At 59.9% G+C, this 15,788-nt stretch carries 17 protein-coding genes; 7 read left to right on the top strand and 10 right to left on the bottom strand.

The genetic code is table 11. The annotated features are described in order from the left end of the window. Positions 1–26: 26 nt before the first annotated feature. Positions 27–1,640: a 2-oxo acid dehydrogenase subunit E2 gene (locus AC1XDK_RS12060; RefSeq protein ID WP_483350145.1), complete on the bottom strand. Its 1,614-nt coding sequence runs from the start codon at positions 1,638–1,640 to the stop codon at positions 27–29. A 174-nt stretch (positions 1,641–1,814) separates the two neighbouring features. Here AC1XDK_RS12060 and AC1XDK_RS12055 point away from each other — a divergent pair, with 174 nt between their 5' ends. Then, a complete protein-coding gene (locus tag AC1XDK_RS12055) occupies positions 1,815–2,096 on the top strand; it encodes a C2H2-type zinc finger protein (protein WP_483350144.1) in 282 nt (93 codons plus the stop codon). Between the two features lie 168 nt (positions 2,097–2,264). Here the strand turns inward: AC1XDK_RS12055 and AC1XDK_RS12050 are convergent, their stop codons facing one another. Further along, positions 2,265–3,539, bottom strand: a complete 1,275-nt coding sequence (locus AC1XDK_RS12050) for an RNA-guided endonuclease InsQ/TnpB family protein (RefSeq protein WP_483350143.1) — start codon at positions 3,537–3,539, stop codon at positions 2,265–2,267. A 55-nt stretch (positions 3,540–3,594) separates the two neighbouring features. Here AC1XDK_RS12050 and AC1XDK_RS12045 point away from each other — a divergent pair, with 55 nt between their 5' ends. Then, positions 3,595–3,735, top strand: coding sequence for a hypothetical protein (locus AC1XDK_RS12045; RefSeq protein WP_483350142.1), 141 nt, complete (start codon positions 3,595–3,597; stop codon positions 3,733–3,735). Between the two features lie 497 nt (positions 3,736–4,232). Here the strand turns inward: AC1XDK_RS12045 and AC1XDK_RS12040 are convergent, their stop codons facing one another. Then, positions 4,233–5,042, bottom strand: coding sequence for a manganese catalase family protein (locus AC1XDK_RS12040; RefSeq protein ID WP_483350141.1), 810 nt, complete (start codon positions 5,040–5,042; stop codon positions 4,233–4,235). A 188-nt stretch (positions 5,043–5,230) separates the two neighbouring features. Between AC1XDK_RS12040 and AC1XDK_RS12035 the strand changes: the two genes are divergently transcribed. From AC1XDK_RS12035 to AC1XDK_RS12025, 3 genes are all read left to right on the top strand, one after another. Further along, positions 5,231–6,427 carry an AI-2E family transporter gene (locus AC1XDK_RS12035; protein WP_483350140.1) on the top strand — a complete coding sequence of 399 codons (1,197 nt, stop codon included), beginning with the start codon at positions 5,231–5,233 and terminating at the stop codon, positions 6,425–6,427. 81 nt (positions 6,428–6,508) lie between these two features. After that, entirely contained in the window at positions 6,509–7,837 is a 1,329-nt protein-coding gene (locus AC1XDK_RS12030) for a DUF389 domain-containing protein (protein ID WP_483350139.1), read from the top strand. Between the two features lie 89 nt (positions 7,838–7,926). Further along, positions 7,927–9,180: a sulfite oxidase gene (locus AC1XDK_RS12025; RefSeq protein ID WP_483350138.1), complete on the top strand. Its 1,254-nt coding sequence runs from the start codon at positions 7,927–7,929 to the stop codon at positions 9,178–9,180. Positions 9,181–9,218: 38 nt separating this feature from the next. Here the strand turns inward: AC1XDK_RS12025 and AC1XDK_RS12020 are convergent, their stop codons facing one another. From AC1XDK_RS12020 to AC1XDK_RS12005, 4 genes are all read right to left on the bottom strand, one after another. After that, positions 9,219–9,422: a hypothetical protein gene (locus tag AC1XDK_RS12020; RefSeq protein ID WP_483350137.1), complete on the bottom strand. Its 204-nt coding sequence runs from the start codon at positions 9,420–9,422 to the stop codon at positions 9,219–9,221. 9 nt (positions 9,423–9,431) lie between these two features. Beyond that, positions 9,432–9,935 (bottom strand): DUF2243 domain-containing protein, encoded by a 504-nt coding sequence (locus tag AC1XDK_RS12015; protein WP_483350136.1) that lies wholly within the window; start codon positions 9,933–9,935, stop codon positions 9,432–9,434. 87 nt (positions 9,936–10,022) lie between these two features. Then, positions 10,023–10,310, bottom strand: a complete 288-nt coding sequence (locus AC1XDK_RS12010) for a hypothetical protein (RefSeq protein WP_483350135.1) — start codon at positions 10,308–10,310, stop codon at positions 10,023–10,025. 96 nt (positions 10,311–10,406) lie between these two features. Continuing rightward, on the bottom strand, positions 10,407–10,898 hold the full coding sequence (locus AC1XDK_RS12005; protein ID WP_483350134.1) for a YciE/YciF ferroxidase family protein: 492 nt from the start codon (positions 10,896–10,898) through the stop codon (positions 10,407–10,409). 168 nt (positions 10,899–11,066) lie between these two features. On the opposite strand from AC1XDK_RS12005, the gene AC1XDK_RS12000 reads away from it, so the two are divergent. Both AC1XDK_RS12000 and AC1XDK_RS11995 read left to right on the top strand, forming a co-directional pair. Continuing rightward, on the top strand, positions 11,067–11,609 hold the full coding sequence (locus AC1XDK_RS12000) for a uracil-DNA glycosylase (RefSeq protein ID WP_483350252.1): 543 nt from the start codon (positions 11,067–11,069) through the stop codon (positions 11,607–11,609). Positions 11,610–11,845: 236 nt separating this feature from the next. After that, the gene (locus tag AC1XDK_RS11995; RefSeq protein ID WP_483350133.1) at positions 11,846–13,162 is read left to right on the top strand and encodes an RNA-guided endonuclease InsQ/TnpB family protein; all 1,317 of its coding nucleotides are present in this window, start codon (positions 11,846–11,848) and stop codon (positions 13,160–13,162) included. Between the two features lie 45 nt (positions 13,163–13,207). Here the strand turns inward: AC1XDK_RS11995 and AC1XDK_RS11990 are convergent, their stop codons facing one another. The 3 genes from AC1XDK_RS11990 to tnpA form a co-directional block, all read right to left on the bottom strand. Beyond that, complete coding sequence (locus AC1XDK_RS11990) at positions 13,208–13,768, bottom strand: type 1 glutamine amidotransferase domain-containing protein (RefSeq protein ID WP_483350132.1); 561 nt, start codon at positions 13,766–13,768, stop codon at positions 13,208–13,210. A 169-nt stretch (positions 13,769–13,937) separates the two neighbouring features. Next, positions 13,938–15,176, bottom strand: a complete 1,239-nt coding sequence (locus AC1XDK_RS11985) for an RNA-guided endonuclease InsQ/TnpB family protein (RefSeq protein ID WP_483350131.1) — start codon at positions 15,174–15,176, stop codon at positions 13,938–13,940. After that, a complete protein-coding gene (tnpA, locus tag AC1XDK_RS11980; RefSeq protein WP_483350130.1) occupies positions 15,173–15,562 on the bottom strand; it encodes an IS200/IS605 family transposase in 390 nt (129 codons plus the stop codon). Before tnpA ends, AC1XDK_RS11985 begins: the two co-directional genes overlap by 4 nt. Between the last annotated feature and the right edge of the window lie 226 nt (positions 15,563–15,788).

The raw sequence follows: 15,788 nt of genomic DNA, 5'->3' as shown, positions 1-15,788 counted from the left end.
TCCCGGAAGGGAACCCGACTCCTGCGCTACTTTTCGCCCGCCGCGATCACGAGCGGCCACGGGTTCTCGACGTGTTCGACGAGCGTTCCGAGGAATCGGGCGGCGTCCGCCCCATCCACGATACGGTGGTCGAACGAGAGCGAGAAGGAAATGCGCTTGCGGACGGCGACCTCGTCGTCTTCGGTTGGGACCACTTCGCGTTTGATGGTGTTGACGCCGAGAATGGCTATCTGTGGCGGGTTGATGACCGGGTCGAAGCGCTCCACGCCGAGGACGCCGAGGTTCGAGACGGTTATCGTCCCGCCCGTGAGGTCGTCCATCGTGTACTCGCCCGAGAGCGCCTGGTCGGTCACGTCCCTACGCTTCGCCGCGAGGTCGGAAAGAGAGAGCGAGTCCACGTCGGGAATCACGGGCGCGATGAGTCCGGCGTCGATATCGACGGCGACACAGATGTTGTGTGCTTCGCGTAACCGGTGAACGCCGTCCTCGAAGGTGGCGTTGAACTCCGGATGGGCGTCGAGCGTCGCCGATAGCGCCGTCAACAGGATGTCCGTGACAGACACGTCGGGGGAAAGCGCCTCGTCCGCGGCGGACGCGGCGGCGAGGAGTTCCTCGGCATCGGCCGACCGATGTTCGGTGACGTGGACCGCTTCGCGGTCGCTCTGTCCCAGACGCTCCGCGATGGTACTGCGCATCCCCGTCAGCGGCTGTTCTTCGTCCCGCGTTCCGGGCACCGTCTCGACTTCCTCGCTCGTCGTTCCCTCGGCCGCCATCCGAACGTCGGTTTCCGTGAGACGGCCGTCGACTTCCGTTCCCACGGTTTCGACATCGACGCCCAACTCGCGTGCGAGTCGGCGAGCGCTCGGCGTGGCGAACACCCGTTCCGTGGGGACGTCGGGTTCGTCGGTAGCCGCAACTGTGGTCGCTTCTCCGCCCGCCGATTCGGTCGAAGTCGCCTCCACTTCGGCCGCCTCTTCTTCCATCGACTCCGCCGCGGCCTCCACGTCGCCTTCGGTCACGGCTCCCTGCGGTCCGGTCCCCTCGGCAGTGTGAAGCGGCACATCCAACTCCTCCGCCCGCCGTTTTGCTCGCGGTGTCGCCTTCACATCGTTAGTCGGTTCGGCCGAGTCGTCCTCGGCGGCCGCCTCGACATCGGTTTCCGCGATGGCACCCTGCGGTCCGGTACCGTCGATAACCGTGAGGTCCACGTCTAATTCCTCGGCACGTCGTTTCGCTCGCGGCGTCGCCTTGACCTCGCTCGCTGATGCGGTCGAACCGTCGGTGGCGGCCCGCGTGTCGCTCCCCTGTGCGGCACTCGAACCCCCGTCTTCGGCGGACGTTTCGGATGCAGTTTCCGCAGGTTCACCCTCGACTTCCGCGACCAAGTCGTCGATATCCGCGTCCGGCGCGGCGACGATGCCGAGCGGTGCCCCCGGGTCGGTCACGTCGCCCTCCTCGACGAAGACCCGTCGAAGCACGCCGTCCTCGCGGGCGTCGATTTCGGCCGTCGTCTTCTCCGACTCGATTTCGGCGACGACGGCACCCTCCTCAACCGTATCGCCTTCGGAAACGGTCCAGACGTTGAGCGTCCCGGAGTCCATTTCCAGTCCCAACTTGGGCATCTTGACAATATATCCCATGACATAGAAAGACAGACTCGGTTGTATTAAATCTCCACCGCCGGTTCGGGAACGGATTTTCGACTGACCGGAGCGATGAGAGGGTTCGGCTCGAAGAGGTGATAGCGGTGGGGATAGGGTAGGGTTGCATGTGCCAGTACAATCCTTTCGGTTCTCGCGCGAGAAGTCGAAGACATGGCAACCGAGTCCAACGAAGAGGCGTACTCTTGCGACCACTGTGACAAGGAGTTCGACCGAGAAGAACAGCTGTACGAACACGTGGAGGACGTCCACGGAATCACTCTGGAAGAAAAGCGCAGCGAGGAGTCAGCGGCGGCCACCTCGGACGCGAGCGCGTCAACGGGCTCGATTACCGACGAGACCAACGAATCCCCTTCGGCGGCCGAACCGTCAGAAGCGGCCGGACCCTCGTCGAACGACGACGATATCGAACCGAATTCGGACGACGAAAACTGAGACGTAGCGCCTTCGGCGGAGACGGACGGTAATTCGGTGAAACGCTATTTTCCCGTTAGTCCTTGCCGACGGACGACTGCCCATCTGGAGCGGTTCTGAACAGGTCCGTCTCGAAATGACATCCTCCCCGGCGTGAACGCCGGGGTTTCCTCTCGCTGGGGGTCTCGCTTACCGGCCCACAGAGGCAACTTTCGGGTTTGTGCGCTCCTCGTTGGAACAAATGCGTGGTGACGTTGACCATGAATGGTCGTTCCACTTGAGGCGCACGGGCCGTGCCATCGGCCGTACTACGTCGCTGTGCCGTCTCAGGAACGTCTCGCTCGCTACGAGATCCGCGTGGCCGTCGAAACCACAGGGACATGTGAGTGAATCTTGGTGCCGCGTGGTTCGGTCGGTCGAACCGCAGTTCGGACACTCTTGAGAGGTCCACGCTTCCGACCACACTTCGACCGTGATGCCGAACTCCTCGGCGGTACACGCGAGCCGATTGACGAATGCGCGGAACGCCCAGAAGTTGTGCGTCTTCGCGTTCGCTCGCACCGACCACGACGTTTCTAACACGTCGGTTAAGTCTCCGACGTACACCGTCGAAACGCCTTCGGCGTGCAGCCGTTCGATGAGGTCGCGTACCAGTGCGTCTTGGGCGTGGTCGCGTCGGCGGGTTCGTCGGCGGTACAGTGAGCGTATCTGCTTGCTGCTGTATCGCCCCTCCCGAAGTTTCGACTGAAGTTCGGCAATTCGGCGCGTCGTCTCGCGGAAGCGGTCGAACAGGTCGCGTCCTTCGTACAGGTACTGTTGGCCGGCCGTGGTCGTACACGCAACGAGGTTGTTCGCACCAATATCCAGAGCGGCTTCTTCCGAAGCCAGTGGTTGTGCCAGCCGAGAATTGTCGATTGTGACTGGCTGAAAGGCCCTGAACGTCTGTGCGGTCTCGTCGTAGTACAGCTCCAACCTGCCTTGTTTGTCGTACTCGTCCCAGTTCGGATCGCCGCGAACTTCGAGTCTGAGGCGTTCGCGGGGTCCAAGACCGTACTCGTCTTTCAGGTCATCCCCGACGAGAATTTCGAGCCGGGAGTACTCGCCCCATTCGAGCGTGTATGACGTGTTGCGGATGTACGTCCGAAGGTTGCGACCATCCTCGGCGTTGCCCCAGAATCCGGGTTTGCCGTTGGCTTCGCCCTTCTTCTTGAGTGCAAAGAACGAGTTCCACGCTTCGCGGTTCTTCCGTTCGATTTGCTGAACCGTCGAAGCACCGAGCGTTCCGCCATAGCGCCCGCGATACTCGCTGATTTCCCACACGTCGCCGTCTGGGTCGGCGTAGTTCTCGCGGCGCTCGTAGTTGATTTCGTTCCAAAGAGCGGCTGAAGCGTCCAACAAGCGGCGAAGTAACTCCTCGTCCGCGTCGGATTGGGGAATGACTTCGAAAGTGTTGGTGCGCTTCATCGCTACTTCTGTGTACGGTCGGAACTAACATAAACCTACGATTGTCGTAGATTGTATGTCGAACCATGTGAATATTGAAGTTCCGGACGACGAACAGTACGAGCGCCTCAAGCGAGTGAAAAACGAACATGGTCTGACGTGGCGAGGGATGTTAATCCACGCTGCTGACGACTTGGAGACCCCCGACAAGCAGTGACCGGCGGTTGCGGAACAAAGCGTACGCGATTCACACCCGCCGTAAACGGCGGGACTCTCTCGCTGAATTAGGTAGGCCAATTGGACGATGACGGAGACGATGGCGATCGCCGCGACAGTGTAGAAGACGCCGCCTTGGGCAGAAAAGAGGTGCCAGAGCATCATGGGGAGGAAGAGAACCGTCCCGAACAGACCGATTGCGGGCGGGACGGCCGAGACGGATTCGTGGTCGCTCTGGGTCAACGCGAGGTAGCTCATGCCCCCGAAGACGACGATGAAGGTCAGCGACGCGAACGACGTGATGCCTTTCAAACTGCGACGACGGTGAACGCCGCGGTCAGCACGCCGAGGATGACGATGATGCGCTTTGGAAGGTCCTCGCCCACGTGGAACTCGTTCCCCACCGAGTGAGGGCCATCGTCGGGATACTTCGAGCACTTCAGGTGGGCCGGACGATACAGACAAAAAAAGTGAACAGTTCGGTCGCCGATGACGGCTTCAGTTCACTTCGTTGTGCATCGCGTCGATGACTTCCTCGAGGTCGGGCGTTCCGCCGCCCGGCTGACGACCGTAGGAGAATTCTTCCTTGCCGTCGGCCGACTCGCCCTGCGTCCAGCGCTGGTCGGGATTCGGCCGCTCCTCCTTCGAGGTGGACATGAACTCGTAGTTGTACTCCTGATTTTCCTTCTCCTGCGGGAAACTGTTCGGGACCGGAACGTGATCTTCCATCGTTTCGAGAGCCGCGTGCCACTGGTTCTGGTGCATCGTATCACGTGCGATGAGGTACGACAGCATGTCCTTCATGCCGGGGTCGTCGGTCATCTCCCAGAGGCGTGCGGCGAGAGTCCGCCCCGTGGATTCGGCCATGACATTAGCGTACATGTCCGCGGCGAGGTTGCCGCTGGCGACGATGTAGCCCCCGCTGAACGGGACGCCGTTGGCATCGACGGGCATCGCGTGCAGGCCCGCCGAGAGCGCCTGCCGTGGCTGGCCGCTATCCATCATCTCGGCGATGACCGCGTCCTCTCGCGCCGCCTCGCGCTGTTCCTCGGACGCCCCTTCCAAGTTCTTGGCGACCGCGGTGGAGAGCATCTCGATGTGACCGAGTTCCTCGGTCGCGGTCTCCATCAGCAGTTGCCGGTACTCGCTCTTGTCGGCGGGCACCGCGAATGCCTGAAACATGTACTGGAGCGCGACTCGCATCTCGCCCTCCGCCCCACCGATAGCCTGCTGAAGCATCTTGGCGAACCGCGGGTTCGGTTCCTCGACCGTTACTTCGTACTGGAGTTCGTCGTCGTGATAGAACATCGTTTTTCTCCCACCCGATTGTCACGGGTGGAATCATTAGGCGCGGGGGTTGCTAATGCGCGGAAGTTATACGAGGTTGCTCAAAATCGCTCGTACCGGTCGAATTCGGCCGTCCTGTGCGAGACGCGACGCTTCGCACGGGCCCCCGGCCACAACCCATTGCAGGGAGGAGCGATTTAGACGAAACGATGGTCAATTTCAATCTCGACACGCTTCCGCCACGGGGTCGTCTCGGCTGGTGGGTTTTCGTCATCCTGCTCGCGCTCGTCGCGGGGTTCGTCGCCTACTCGTTCGTGGGGATGTTGGTTCTCGGGGTCTTCGGTTACTACGCGACCCGCCCTATCTATCGACGGGTGAGCGTCATGGCCGACTCGGACGGGGTGATAGCCGGATTGACCCTCCTCGTGGTGTTCCTTCCCATCTTCCTTCTCACGCTGTACGCCGGGTTTCACCTGTTTCACCAGGCTCAACAAGCGTTCGGCGGTGCCACGGACTCGGCGCTCGTCACGAACTATCTCGGGGCGCTTCCGAAAGCACAACAACAACAGGTACTCGCCGCTATGCAGCACCCACAGCAGCTGGTCTCGAATCCACAGAAGACGATCCAGACGGTGCTTCAGTCGGGACTCCAGGTCACATCGGCAGTCATCGGCGGGATAATGCTCATCGCGCTCTCAGTGGCGCTCGCGTACTTCTTCCTGAAAAACGACGATCAGCTCTCCTCGGGTCTCACCCAGTTGTTCGGAGGGAGGGACACGACGGCGTACGCCTACGCTGTCGCCGTGGACGAGGACCTCGAATCCGTCTTCTTCGGCAACCTGCTCTTCGTCGTCGGGATGACCGTCATCGCGGCTATCGCCTACTGGGGGACGAACCTCGTCGCACCCGCGGGACTGCACATTCCGATGATGTTCGTGCTGGCGTTTCTCACCGGCATCGCCAGTCTGATTCCCATCGTCGTGGGAAAAATCGTTTACCTGCCGGTGGTGGGCTACCTCGGGATACAGGCGATGAACGCAAACGGCGACCACCTCGTGTTCGTCGGAGCCGTACTCGTCGTCTACTTCCTTCTCCTCGATACGCTGCCACAGACGTTCCTTCAACCGTACATCACCGGCCGTCAACTCGACATGGTGATGATGATGTTCGCGTACCTCCTCGGCCCCATCCTCTTCGGTTGGTACGGCTTCTTCCTGCTCCCGATACTGTTCATCTTGATGCTGGAGACGATTCGCATCGTCCTTCCCGAACTCCTCCACGGGAAGCCGCTCACGCCGACCGTCTCGATGGGCGAGTCGGTCGGAACGAACCCCCGTTCGGTGCGGGATCTACCCCACGAAGAGAGTGCCGAGGGGGGAACGAACGCGGAGGCCGACACCGAGTAGGAGTCCGACCTCTGCGGACCCTACATCCACCGCTTCATCGGCCGGAAGATACAGCAAACATAAGCCAGTCTGTACTACGCAATGAGAGAGTTCCACGTCCGCGCTTCGGACGATGAACGGGAAACCATCGTGTCGATTCTCGACGAATACGACATCGACTACACGGTGGTCGATGGCGATGGTGGGAGCGTATTTTTCTTCTTTCCCCTGCCGACCGCCATGGTCGGACCGATTCTCGACGAGTTTCGGGAATCAGGGCTCGAAGACGACGTCAGTGCCGTCTCGACGAAGGCGGAACTGGTCGAGACGGCGAACTTCGCCGAACTTAGGGAACGGTACAGCCCCTCCGTTAGGAAACTCGCGGAGAACGAACTCCATGCGAAAATCCGGGAAATGCAGTGGCCGTATCAACTCTACTACCTCGGGACGTTCCTCTCAGTTATCGCGGCCGCCGCCGGGTTGCTGTTGGACCAACCTGCGCTCATTATCGGGTCGATGATAATCGCTCCACAGGTGAGTTCGGCCCTCGCGGCACCGACCGGCGTCATGCTGGGAGACTGGGAACTGTTTATCGAAGCGGTCAAGGAACAGGGGTTGGGCCTCGGGAGCGCGATACTCGTCGCCGCGGCGTTCGGATGGGGTGTTCGACAGGCGGGGTTCGTCCCGCCCGGCGTGTCCATCACAAACATCGAACTCATCGGAGTTCGTCTGGCGCCCACCGCCCTTTCGACCATCGGTGCCGTCATCGCCGGCGTCGTGGGTGCGTTCGGGTACACGACCGAACAGTCCACGACCCTCATCGGCGTCATGATAGCGGCGGCGATAATCCCGGCGGCGGCGGCGACAGGACTCGCTATCGCGTGGGTCGTCCCGCTGTTAAGCATCGGCGCGTTCTTGTTGCTATTGGTCAACATCCTCGCCATCAACGTCGGCGCGTTGGTCACGCTCCTCGCGATGGGGTACCGGCCGAGTTGGACGGACTCGGACGGGTCATTCCGGGAATCGATTCCGTCCGGGAAGCGAGTCATGGTTTACGCGACGTTGCTCGTTCTCCTGGCCGCGACGGTCGGCACCGGCGTTTTGACCGCGACAAACGTCGCATTCAGTAGCTCCACGAACCGGGAGGTGGCGGCGACGCTGGACCAACCCGCATACTCAAACCTCACGCTGTCCGGCGTCCGAGCGACGTACGGTGGGATGAGCTTTCAGTCGACCCCGGCGAACGTTACAGTGAGCGTCAGTCGGAGTTCCAATAAAGCGTATAGCAACCTTCCCGCTCGGTTGGAACGGCGAATCGAACGTGGGACGAACCGGAACGTCTACGTCACCGTCGAGTTCACGGAGTCGGGGACAGCGAATGAGCGGAACTCCTCGAACACATACCGTTCGCTCCCGAATTCGAGCGTTTGAGACAATATGGCGTGCGAGGGATATCATAAACGGGCTTTCATCAGCAGGCACAGCGAAGGAGTGGCCCCTCGTGGAAATCGAACCCAACGATGTCACCCGAAGACCGTGGTGAAACCGACCCGTCGGACCGTCAGCGGGCGTCGCTGGGCAAACGGTATCCGGGATTGGAGGTTCTCACCGAGAACCCGGAAAACGCACAGACAGCGTCGCGGGAACACCTCGAATCATACCTGACGCCGCGCGAGGAGCACTACATCCGGACCCACCACCGCACGCCAGACATCGACACCGAGGAGTGGACGGTTTCGGTGACTGGTATGGTCGGCGAGGAGGCCGACCTCTCGGTGGAAGAGATACGGCACGACTACCCGACCGAATCGGTCGTCCATATGATGGAGTGTTCGGGAAACGGACGGGCGTACTTCGACCCCGACGCGGAGGGCGATCAGTGGACGGTCGGTGCGGTCGGAAGCGCGGTGTGGACCGGGACGCCGGTCCGGGCCATCCTCGATGACTACGACGCCGCCACGGACGACGGGTTGTGGCTGTCCGTGATGGGTGGCGAAGCCAAGGAGGACGAGGACGTGTTCTGCCGGTCGATTCCCATGGAGAAAGTGCTGGACGACTGCCTGTTAGCCTACCAGATGAACGGGGACCCGATGACGCCCGAACACGGGTATCCCCTTCGACTCCTCGTTCCCGGATGGTTCGGGAACAACAGCGTCAAATGGGTGGACCGGATGCACGTCATGGAGACCATGGTGTCCGGCGAAGAGTGGGAATCGAGGAATGGACGCGACTACACGGAGTACCAGCAGTCCTCGTACCGTATCGTCCCGGCACAGGACGACGAACCGGAGCGCTACGAGTCGGTCGAGACGTTCAGCTCGTACGACCAGATGCAGAAAACAGACGAGATTCGAAACGCCTACTGCTTCGACCAACTGGTCAAATCGCTCATCACGTCGCCGACGCAGGAGACCGCGCAGTCGTCCGACGGCCGGGTGGAAATAACGGGCGTCGCGTGGTCAGGTGACGACGCTGTCGAGCGAGTCGAGGTGTCCGTCGATGGGGGCGAGACGTGGAACGACACCGAGTTCGTCGGCCCGGACCTCGGCCGCCACGCCGTCCGAAAGTTCCGATACGTGTGGGACGCGACGGCGGGCGAGCATACGCTCCTCTCGCGGGCTACCGACGAGGAAGGACGCACGCAACCGGCGACCGTCTCGGTCCCGGAAGAAGGGCTTCGCGGGATTAGGAACGGAAAGTATCCGTGGAACAAGAAGGGGTACGGCAACAACGCCTACCGGCCGCTCGGCGTCTCGGTTTCGGTCGAGAAATGACCGAATGGCACGAAAAATCCACGACAGCGCCCGTTTTTTCACTCCGCCCACGACAGTCGGTCGAACAGGCCGTCGATTACGACCACACCAGCGGCGATGACGACCCACAGGCCGAGAACAGCGGCTATCAACACGACCCAGTGCGGGACCGGCGTCGGCGAGGAAACCGCGTGAAGCGGGAGCAGGTGTATCGCTGTCGGGTGTTCGGAAACCCCGATTTCGACGGCGATTTGCGGTGTCATCGTCCCGGTTCAGACATTTTCGGAGGGCGTTTCCCGTCCCTCGTTCGACCCGGTTCGGTAGACGTAGATTCCGGCACCGATGATGAGGAGACTGACGACTATCCAGTGAGGGTTGTAGCGACCACCTTGGGAAAGCGGCTGGTGAAGACCCAACAGGATGTGGTCGACGAGCGCGTCGTAGAGGTCGAACACGCCGAGTCCGATGACGGCGGACCCGGCAATCGGTCGGATGGGCAACGGACTTGCCGTACGCCGCTCCGCTTTCCAGAGCAGGCCGCCGCCGATACCCATGATGACGACCATGGTGATGGAAAACAGCCCGTCGGCGAGGATGTTCGTTCGAAGCCCGTCCATCGTGGTCTGCGGGTAGATTCCGGAAACGAGGTGGTGCCATTGCAACACGAAGTGAAGCACCAGCACGTCTATCAGGCCGCTAAACCCGAACCCGAAAATCCCCGCGGCAATGAGCGCCCGGCGCGTCGCGCCGTCGAATCCGTCCCAGTCGTTACTCATGGTATTCCGGAAAACAGGACCGACGATATTAGACGACGGGGCTCAATTCGCAAGGTCGTTTAAAACCGGAGTGAACGAAACCGACGGTCATCGCTCCTCGACCCGAACGTCAGTGACGTCGCCGAGCACCGTCCAATCGTCCTGGTCGGGACCGTAACGTCGTGCGCGCGGTGTCGTCCAGTCGCCGTTCTCCCGGTCGGCGCGAACGTCGTGTCGGATGCGCGAATCCTCGTCGCCCTCTATTTCGACGCGCAGTCGCTCCTCCGGGTCGTAGTCGACGATGGTCGCTTCCCCGTCGATAGTCGAATCATCATCGACCGTTACCCGAACTCGTTCTCCCAACTCCAACTCTCCCAAGGTTTCGATTAGTGTCATTTGTGGATACCTCCCAGACGTGCGTCAGCGGGACCGGTCAGATGTGTTCAGTCGGGTCGTTCGAAAGCCCGAGAAAAAACGAAGAGCGGGGCCCACTTAGTCCCCAGCGGCCGCCTGCTGGTCGAACTGCTCGCCGGCCTGAGAGAGTTCGTCGAGGGCTGACTGCTCCTCACGGAGCGTTTCCGCCAGCATGTCCGACGCCTCGTCGTAGCCGAGTTTCTGTGCCAGCGAGGTGACGTTACCGTATGCGGCGATTTCGTAGTGTTCGGTCTTCTGTCCGGCGGCGATGTTGTAGCGGTCGAGTACCTCGCCGTCGTTCTCCGAGGCGAACTCCTCGTGTTCCTCGATGAGCGCGTCCAAGACGCGGTCGTCTCGCTCCTGCGGTTGTTCGTCTATCTGCTCGAACACCTCTTCGAGACGCTCGACGTGTTCCTGCGTCTCCTCGCGGTGTTCCGAGAACGCGTTCTTCGCGCTCTCGTCGTCCGTCTGTTCGGCCAGCGTCTCCAGCGCGTCGACGAGTTGCTGTTCGTCGTAGTACAGTTCTTGAAGGCCCTCTACGAGCAGCTTTTGTGTATCGTCTGTAGTCATTGTTATCTCCAACTAGGTTTTGTCGACCCACTACAATGAGGGACGAGGCTACATGCTCAGGGAGTCTAAAACGGGGGCAAAGGAGCGGTCGAACGGAGCGACTCCGTTCGACGCGGCCGTCAGCTATCGGCCGGTCGGTTTTCGGTGCTAGACACGGAATGGGATTACATGAGTTCGACGTTCGAATCCGAGTTCGACGACGTGCTCGCGGCGGTTCCGGACGAACACTACGAACGGTCGCGCTTCGTCCCGTCGGTCGGTCCGTTCGACGCCGACGTGATGATGGTCGGCGAGGCCCCGGGCGAACGGGAAGTCGAGGAGGAAGAACCGTTCGTCGGCAGTGCAGGCGGTCGGCTGGATAGCGCGCTGGACGCCATCGGGGTCGGACGGGACGAGTTGTACATCACCAACCTCGTGAAGGTTCGACCGCCAGAGAACCGAAACCCACACCGGGACGAGATAGACGCGTGGTGGCCCGTCCTGCGGGCGGAAATCGAACGGGTGAACCCGTCGGTCATCGTACCGCTGGGGAGTTTTGCGACGCGCGAGATACTCGATACGGACGAGAATGTATCGGACATCCACGGCCAAACGTTCGAAATCGAGGGCCGCGATGTCGTTCCGACGTACCACCCGGCGGCGACGTTTTACGACGAGAGCAAGAAAGGGGAACTCCAGCGGGATTTGGAGGCGGTGTTCGAACGGACGTGACCGCGACGAGGACCTGAACGCAATTTTCTCTATCTCTCTCTACGCGAGCGACCTCGCGGACTTCGTTTCCACGCGTTTATACGAGATCGAGGAGAATACCTGACCCTTTAGGGTCAGGATGAATCCGACACTACTCTACACTAACCACCGTTCGATTGCCCGGCATGATATTCCACGCTCTAATCCAAATTATTATAACACGACACTGCATAACTTGTTATGAAGACGTTTCACGAATGCATATTCATCGTACTTACCGTGCGAAAATCCGCAACCACTCACAAGTGGAACGGATGCTTGACCTGCATGGATGGAGTGCATCGAAACTGTGGAACGTTGCGAACTATCATTCCCGCAAAGTGTGGGATAACACGGGCGAGATTCCCGATGATTCTAACTTGAAACGCGAGTTGAAGACTCATACAACCTACAAAGGGCTACATTCGCAGTCCAGTCAGCGCGTTCTGGAGGAACTCGCTGAAGCCTTCAACTCGTGGTACGGCAAACGCAAGAACGACTCTCGTGCGAATCCGCCCGGCTACCGCAAGAAAAACTACTACGACGACGATGGCAACCGTGTTCACGAAGAACACCCCCGTTCCACCATCACGTGGAAGCAGAAAGGCATCCGTTACGACACCAAGCACAACCGCGTCAGACTCTCGAAGGGTGCGAATCATAAAGACCACCCCCGCGATTGGGATTACATCCTCGTCGAGTACGAGACTCGTCCCGAAGTCACGGTTGAAAACCTGCAACAGGTTCGGGCCGTCTACAGCAAGTCGAAGGAGCGTTGGGAACTGCACCTCGTCTGCAAACACGAAGTCGAGACCCCCGACTCCCCCGGTAATGAGACTGCTGGCATCGACCTCGGTATCTGTAACTTCGCGGCGGTTGCGTACAGCACCGAGGAAGCCGACTTGTACCCCGGCAACCAACTGAAACAGGATGGCTACTACTTTCCGAAAGAAATCGCTAAATGCGACGATTCAGGCGGTTCTGAGGCCACCAGACTTCACCACAAATGGTCGGAGCGCCGCACCCACTTCTTCCACAGCCTCGCCAAACACATCGTAGAGAAGTGTATCGAGCGTGACGTGGGTCGCATCAACATCGGGAAGCTTGCAGGTGTCCGTGAGGATGAGAACGGCGACTCGAAGAACTGGGGTCGCCACGGAAACCTTGACCTGCACGGGTGGGCGTTCGACCGCTTCACCAAAATCCTCACGTACAAGGCGAAAGTCAAGGGAATTGAAGTCGTAGACGTTTCAGAGCGCGACACGAGCAAGACGTGTTGCGTCTGCGGTAGAGAAGACGATAGTCAGCGCATTGAACGCGGTCTGTACGTATGCGACGAGTGTGAGGCGGCGTTCAACGCGGACGTGAACGGGGCGGAGAACATCCGCCTCGACTTGAGCCAAAGTAACTCCGAGTCTTCGGCCAATTTGGATGAGGATAGGAGTACCGGCTGGTTGGCACAGCCCGGAGTCTACCTTCATCACTTGTCCCACGGATTCTCACCGAGAGAACAAGTGGTGGACTGCAAACCCTAATCTCCCAACGCTTGGGATTCCCGCGTCTTCAGGCGCGGGAGGATGTCAACGCTCGTGTTGTCCTTCCTCGAACTCCTCAACTACCTTGTCACAGAAGGCAGGCAAGTCGTCGGGGTTGCGGCTGGTGACGAGTCCCTCGTCCACGACGACTTCCTCGTCAACCCACTCCCCGCCCGCATTGCGGATGTCGGTCTGTAGGCTCGGGTAGGAAGTCACCGTCCGTCCTTCTACGACGTCCGCTTCGACCAGCGTCCACGGTCCGTGGCAGATGACGCCGATGGGTTTGCCCGCGTCGAAGACATCCCTGACGAACTGGACCGCGTCTTGGTCAGCACGAAGGGTGTCCGCCCCCACAGCACCGCCCGGAATCAACAGGGCGTCGTACTCGTCCGCGGATGCCTCCGAGAACGCCCGTTCAACCTCGTAGGAGCCACCCTCTTCGAGGTCGTTGTTGACCGTTTGAACCTTACCGGTCTCGGCACCAACGACGTCTACGTTCGCGCCGGCGTCCTCAACGGCTTCTTTGGGTTCGGTGAACTCGACTTCCTCGGTTCCCCGCGGTGCGATGAAAATTGCGACGTTCGTATCGGTGAGTGTGTCTGCCATCGTAATCCAGTCGGCGATACCCTGCCGATTTCCCTAAAGGCAGTGGCAGAACACAGAGATTGGCAGTAACGAACCCCGACGAGCGGACAGAAGATACTTGACCTCTTCCCGCGCCTAAAGTCGCGGGAATCCCACCATGGGATTTCAGGCCGAGCGTGGCCCTAAGGTTTCAAGACGCATACGCCCCAAGCGTCAATTGCTGGGCTTCAGCATCGGCTTGGGAGTCTTGTGGGACGGTCAAACGTCCCCCTTCCTCAGCCGAGTCATCGTCACTCGTGTGTTTTCTTGAGTGACTCTCTCCGCTGAGGTAGCGGTCTGCAATATTGAGCGCGGCGTTAACGTCTGCTTGGTACTCCGACACCCAACACGCCGAGTTGGAACACTTGAACGTCGCCTGCTTCGGACGGTAGCCCGTCTCTCCACAACAGTGGCACGTCTTCGAGGTGTACGCGGGATTCACCGTCTCCACACGGATACCTTTCTCAGCCGCTTTGTAGCGAATCTGGGCGTACATCTTGGCGAATCCCCATCCGTGAAGACGGCGATTCATGAACGAACCGTAGTCCATGTTCTCACGAATGTGCGTTAAGTCTTCCAGAACCAACACGGGATTCTCGAATTGGTTGGCGTAGGCGACCACTTTCGACGTGACTGTGTGGAGAATGTGGTCGATGTGCCGCCACAGTTCGTCACCGTAGGATTCCGCGATACGTTCACTACCACGTTTCTGAAGGCGTCGGGTCGCCGTGAAGTACGTCTCACGGAGTTGTCGAACCGTCTTGCCTTCGTCGTTCCAGAGGTTGGGTGTAGTCGGGGAGCCGCGCTCGTCACGGTGACACACCGTCAACAAAGAGGCTTCCCCGATATCTACCCCAATCGGCGTCTCCGCCGAACTGGTAGTCTCTCGCTCTTCTACGTCTCGCGTGGCGACGATGTGGAAGTACCACTCGCCGTCACGGTCGAACAACCGACACTCACCCATCTTTGCGTCCCCCGCGTGCAACGCTTCCAGCCACTCCTGCTGTTCGGGATTTGGTTGGGCGGGCAACCAGAGATGGTAGTCGTCGTGGTGCGGGATTTTGACGTACCACTCGATAGTGTTCTGGGGCTTGTGGTCAAGCTTCGGGCCTTCGTTCGTGAATCGGACGGGGTGGTCGTCGTGAAGCTCTTTCGCGTCGTAGCTTCCGCCACAGAGTTGCGGGACGTACTTCTTGAGCGCGTTCTTCGCGTAGCCGCTCAGGTCGTAATTGACCACTATATCGTTGGCCGCCGACTGTGAGGTACAGTTGGCGTTGAACGCGGCTTCGAGCGCGTCTTGGTACCCCCGTTTCGTCTCACAGAGTTTCCGATGCTTGTGGGCGTTCGGTTCCACGAGTTTCAGATCCAGCGTTTCGGTGAATTCGGTCACTGTTCGTCCTCCTCGTGAAGCTGGATGTAGTTTTCGACTGTTTCACTCGAAACGTGCCCCGCCGTGCCTGCGTAGTACCCACGCGCCCACTTGATTTTCTCGCCGTCGTGGTCGGCATAACGGTGGTTGTATTTCCGCGAGCTGATGCCTTTGAACCAGTTGGCGAGAAGTGACGGAGCGTGTTTCGGTGGGCTACTGACGAACAGGTGGATGTGGTCGGGTTGGACGGTGAGGTCAATTATCTCCAACCCTTTCTCGTCGGCTATTTCGTAGAGGATATCTCGCACACGGTCGGCAACGTCGTTAACCAGCACCGAGCGTCGGTACTTGGGCAACCACACTATGTGGTAATTGAGGTTGTAAGTCGCGTGCCGTGTGGTCTTCATCCGTACTACAAACTATGGTAGCACCAAAGCTTCAATCCACCGAATAGCGTGGGAAATCCAGCCGTTTGTAGCAACAAGGAATGTACGAACTATGCCTACCGCTTGACCTCCGCCTGAAGACGGAGGTATGCGCTATCGGTTTGTATCGAGGAGGACGAGATGGACCCGTCGTATCTCGCAACGCATCGATTCTCGCTGGAGGAGTCGCCGCGTGGGTACGAGATGT

The sequence above is a fragment of the Haladaptatus sp. HS23 genome, from assembly GCF_056892285.1.
Note: the sequence above shows the minus strand (reverse complement) of the source record. Positions and strands in the feature narration are given on the sequence as shown.

Bases quoted from the DNA above. Each gene is read 5' to 3' on its own strand.
- AC1XDK_RS12060 (WP_483350145.1), bottom strand. From the start codon at position 1,640: ATGGGATATATTGTCAAGATGCCCAAGTTGGGACTGGAAATGGACTCC.
- AC1XDK_RS12055 (WP_483350144.1), top strand. From the start codon at position 1,815: ATGGCAACCGAGTCCAACGAAGAGGCGTACTCTTGCGACCACTGTGAC.
- AC1XDK_RS12050 (WP_483350143.1), bottom strand. From the start codon at position 3,539: ATGAAGCGCACCAACACTTTCGAAGTCATTCCCCAATCCGACGCGGAC.
- AC1XDK_RS12045 (WP_483350142.1), top strand. From the start codon at position 3,595: ATGTCGAACCATGTGAATATTGAAGTTCCGGACGACGAACAGTACGAG.
- AC1XDK_RS12040 (WP_483350141.1), bottom strand. From the start codon at position 5,042: ATGTTCTATCACGACGACGAACTCCAGTACGAAGTAACGGTCGAGGAA.
- AC1XDK_RS12035 (WP_483350140.1), top strand. From the start codon at position 5,231: ATGGTCAATTTCAATCTCGACACGCTTCCGCCACGGGGTCGTCTCGGC.
- AC1XDK_RS12030 (WP_483350139.1), top strand. From the start codon at position 6,509: ATGAGAGAGTTCCACGTCCGCGCTTCGGACGATGAACGGGAAACCATC.
- AC1XDK_RS12025 (WP_483350138.1), top strand. From the start codon at position 7,927: ATGTCACCCGAAGACCGTGGTGAAACCGACCCGTCGGACCGTCAGCGG.
- AC1XDK_RS12020 (WP_483350137.1), bottom strand. From the start codon at position 9,422: ATGACACCGCAAATCGCCGTCGAAATCGGGGTTTCCGAACACCCGACA.
- AC1XDK_RS12015 (WP_483350136.1), bottom strand. From the start codon at position 9,935: ATGAGTAACGACTGGGACGGATTCGACGGCGCGACGCGCCGGGCGCTC.
- AC1XDK_RS12010 (WP_483350135.1), bottom strand. From the start codon at position 10,310: ATGACACTAATCGAAACCTTGGGAGAGTTGGAGTTGGGAGAACGAGTT.
- AC1XDK_RS12005 (WP_483350134.1), bottom strand. From the start codon at position 10,898: ATGACTACAGACGATACACAAAAGCTGCTCGTAGAGGGCCTTCAAGAA.
- AC1XDK_RS12000 (WP_483350252.1), top strand. From the start codon at position 11,067: ATGAGTTCGACGTTCGAATCCGAGTTCGACGACGTGCTCGCGGCGGTT.
- AC1XDK_RS11995 (WP_483350133.1), top strand. From the start codon at position 11,846: ATGCATATTCATCGTACTTACCGTGCGAAAATCCGCAACCACTCACAA.
- AC1XDK_RS11990 (WP_483350132.1), bottom strand. From the start codon at position 13,768: ATGGCAGACACACTCACCGATACGAACGTCGCAATTTTCATCGCACCG.
- tnpA (WP_483350130.1), bottom strand. From the start codon at position 15,562: ATGAAGACCACACGGCACGCGACTTACAACCTCAATTACCACATAGTG.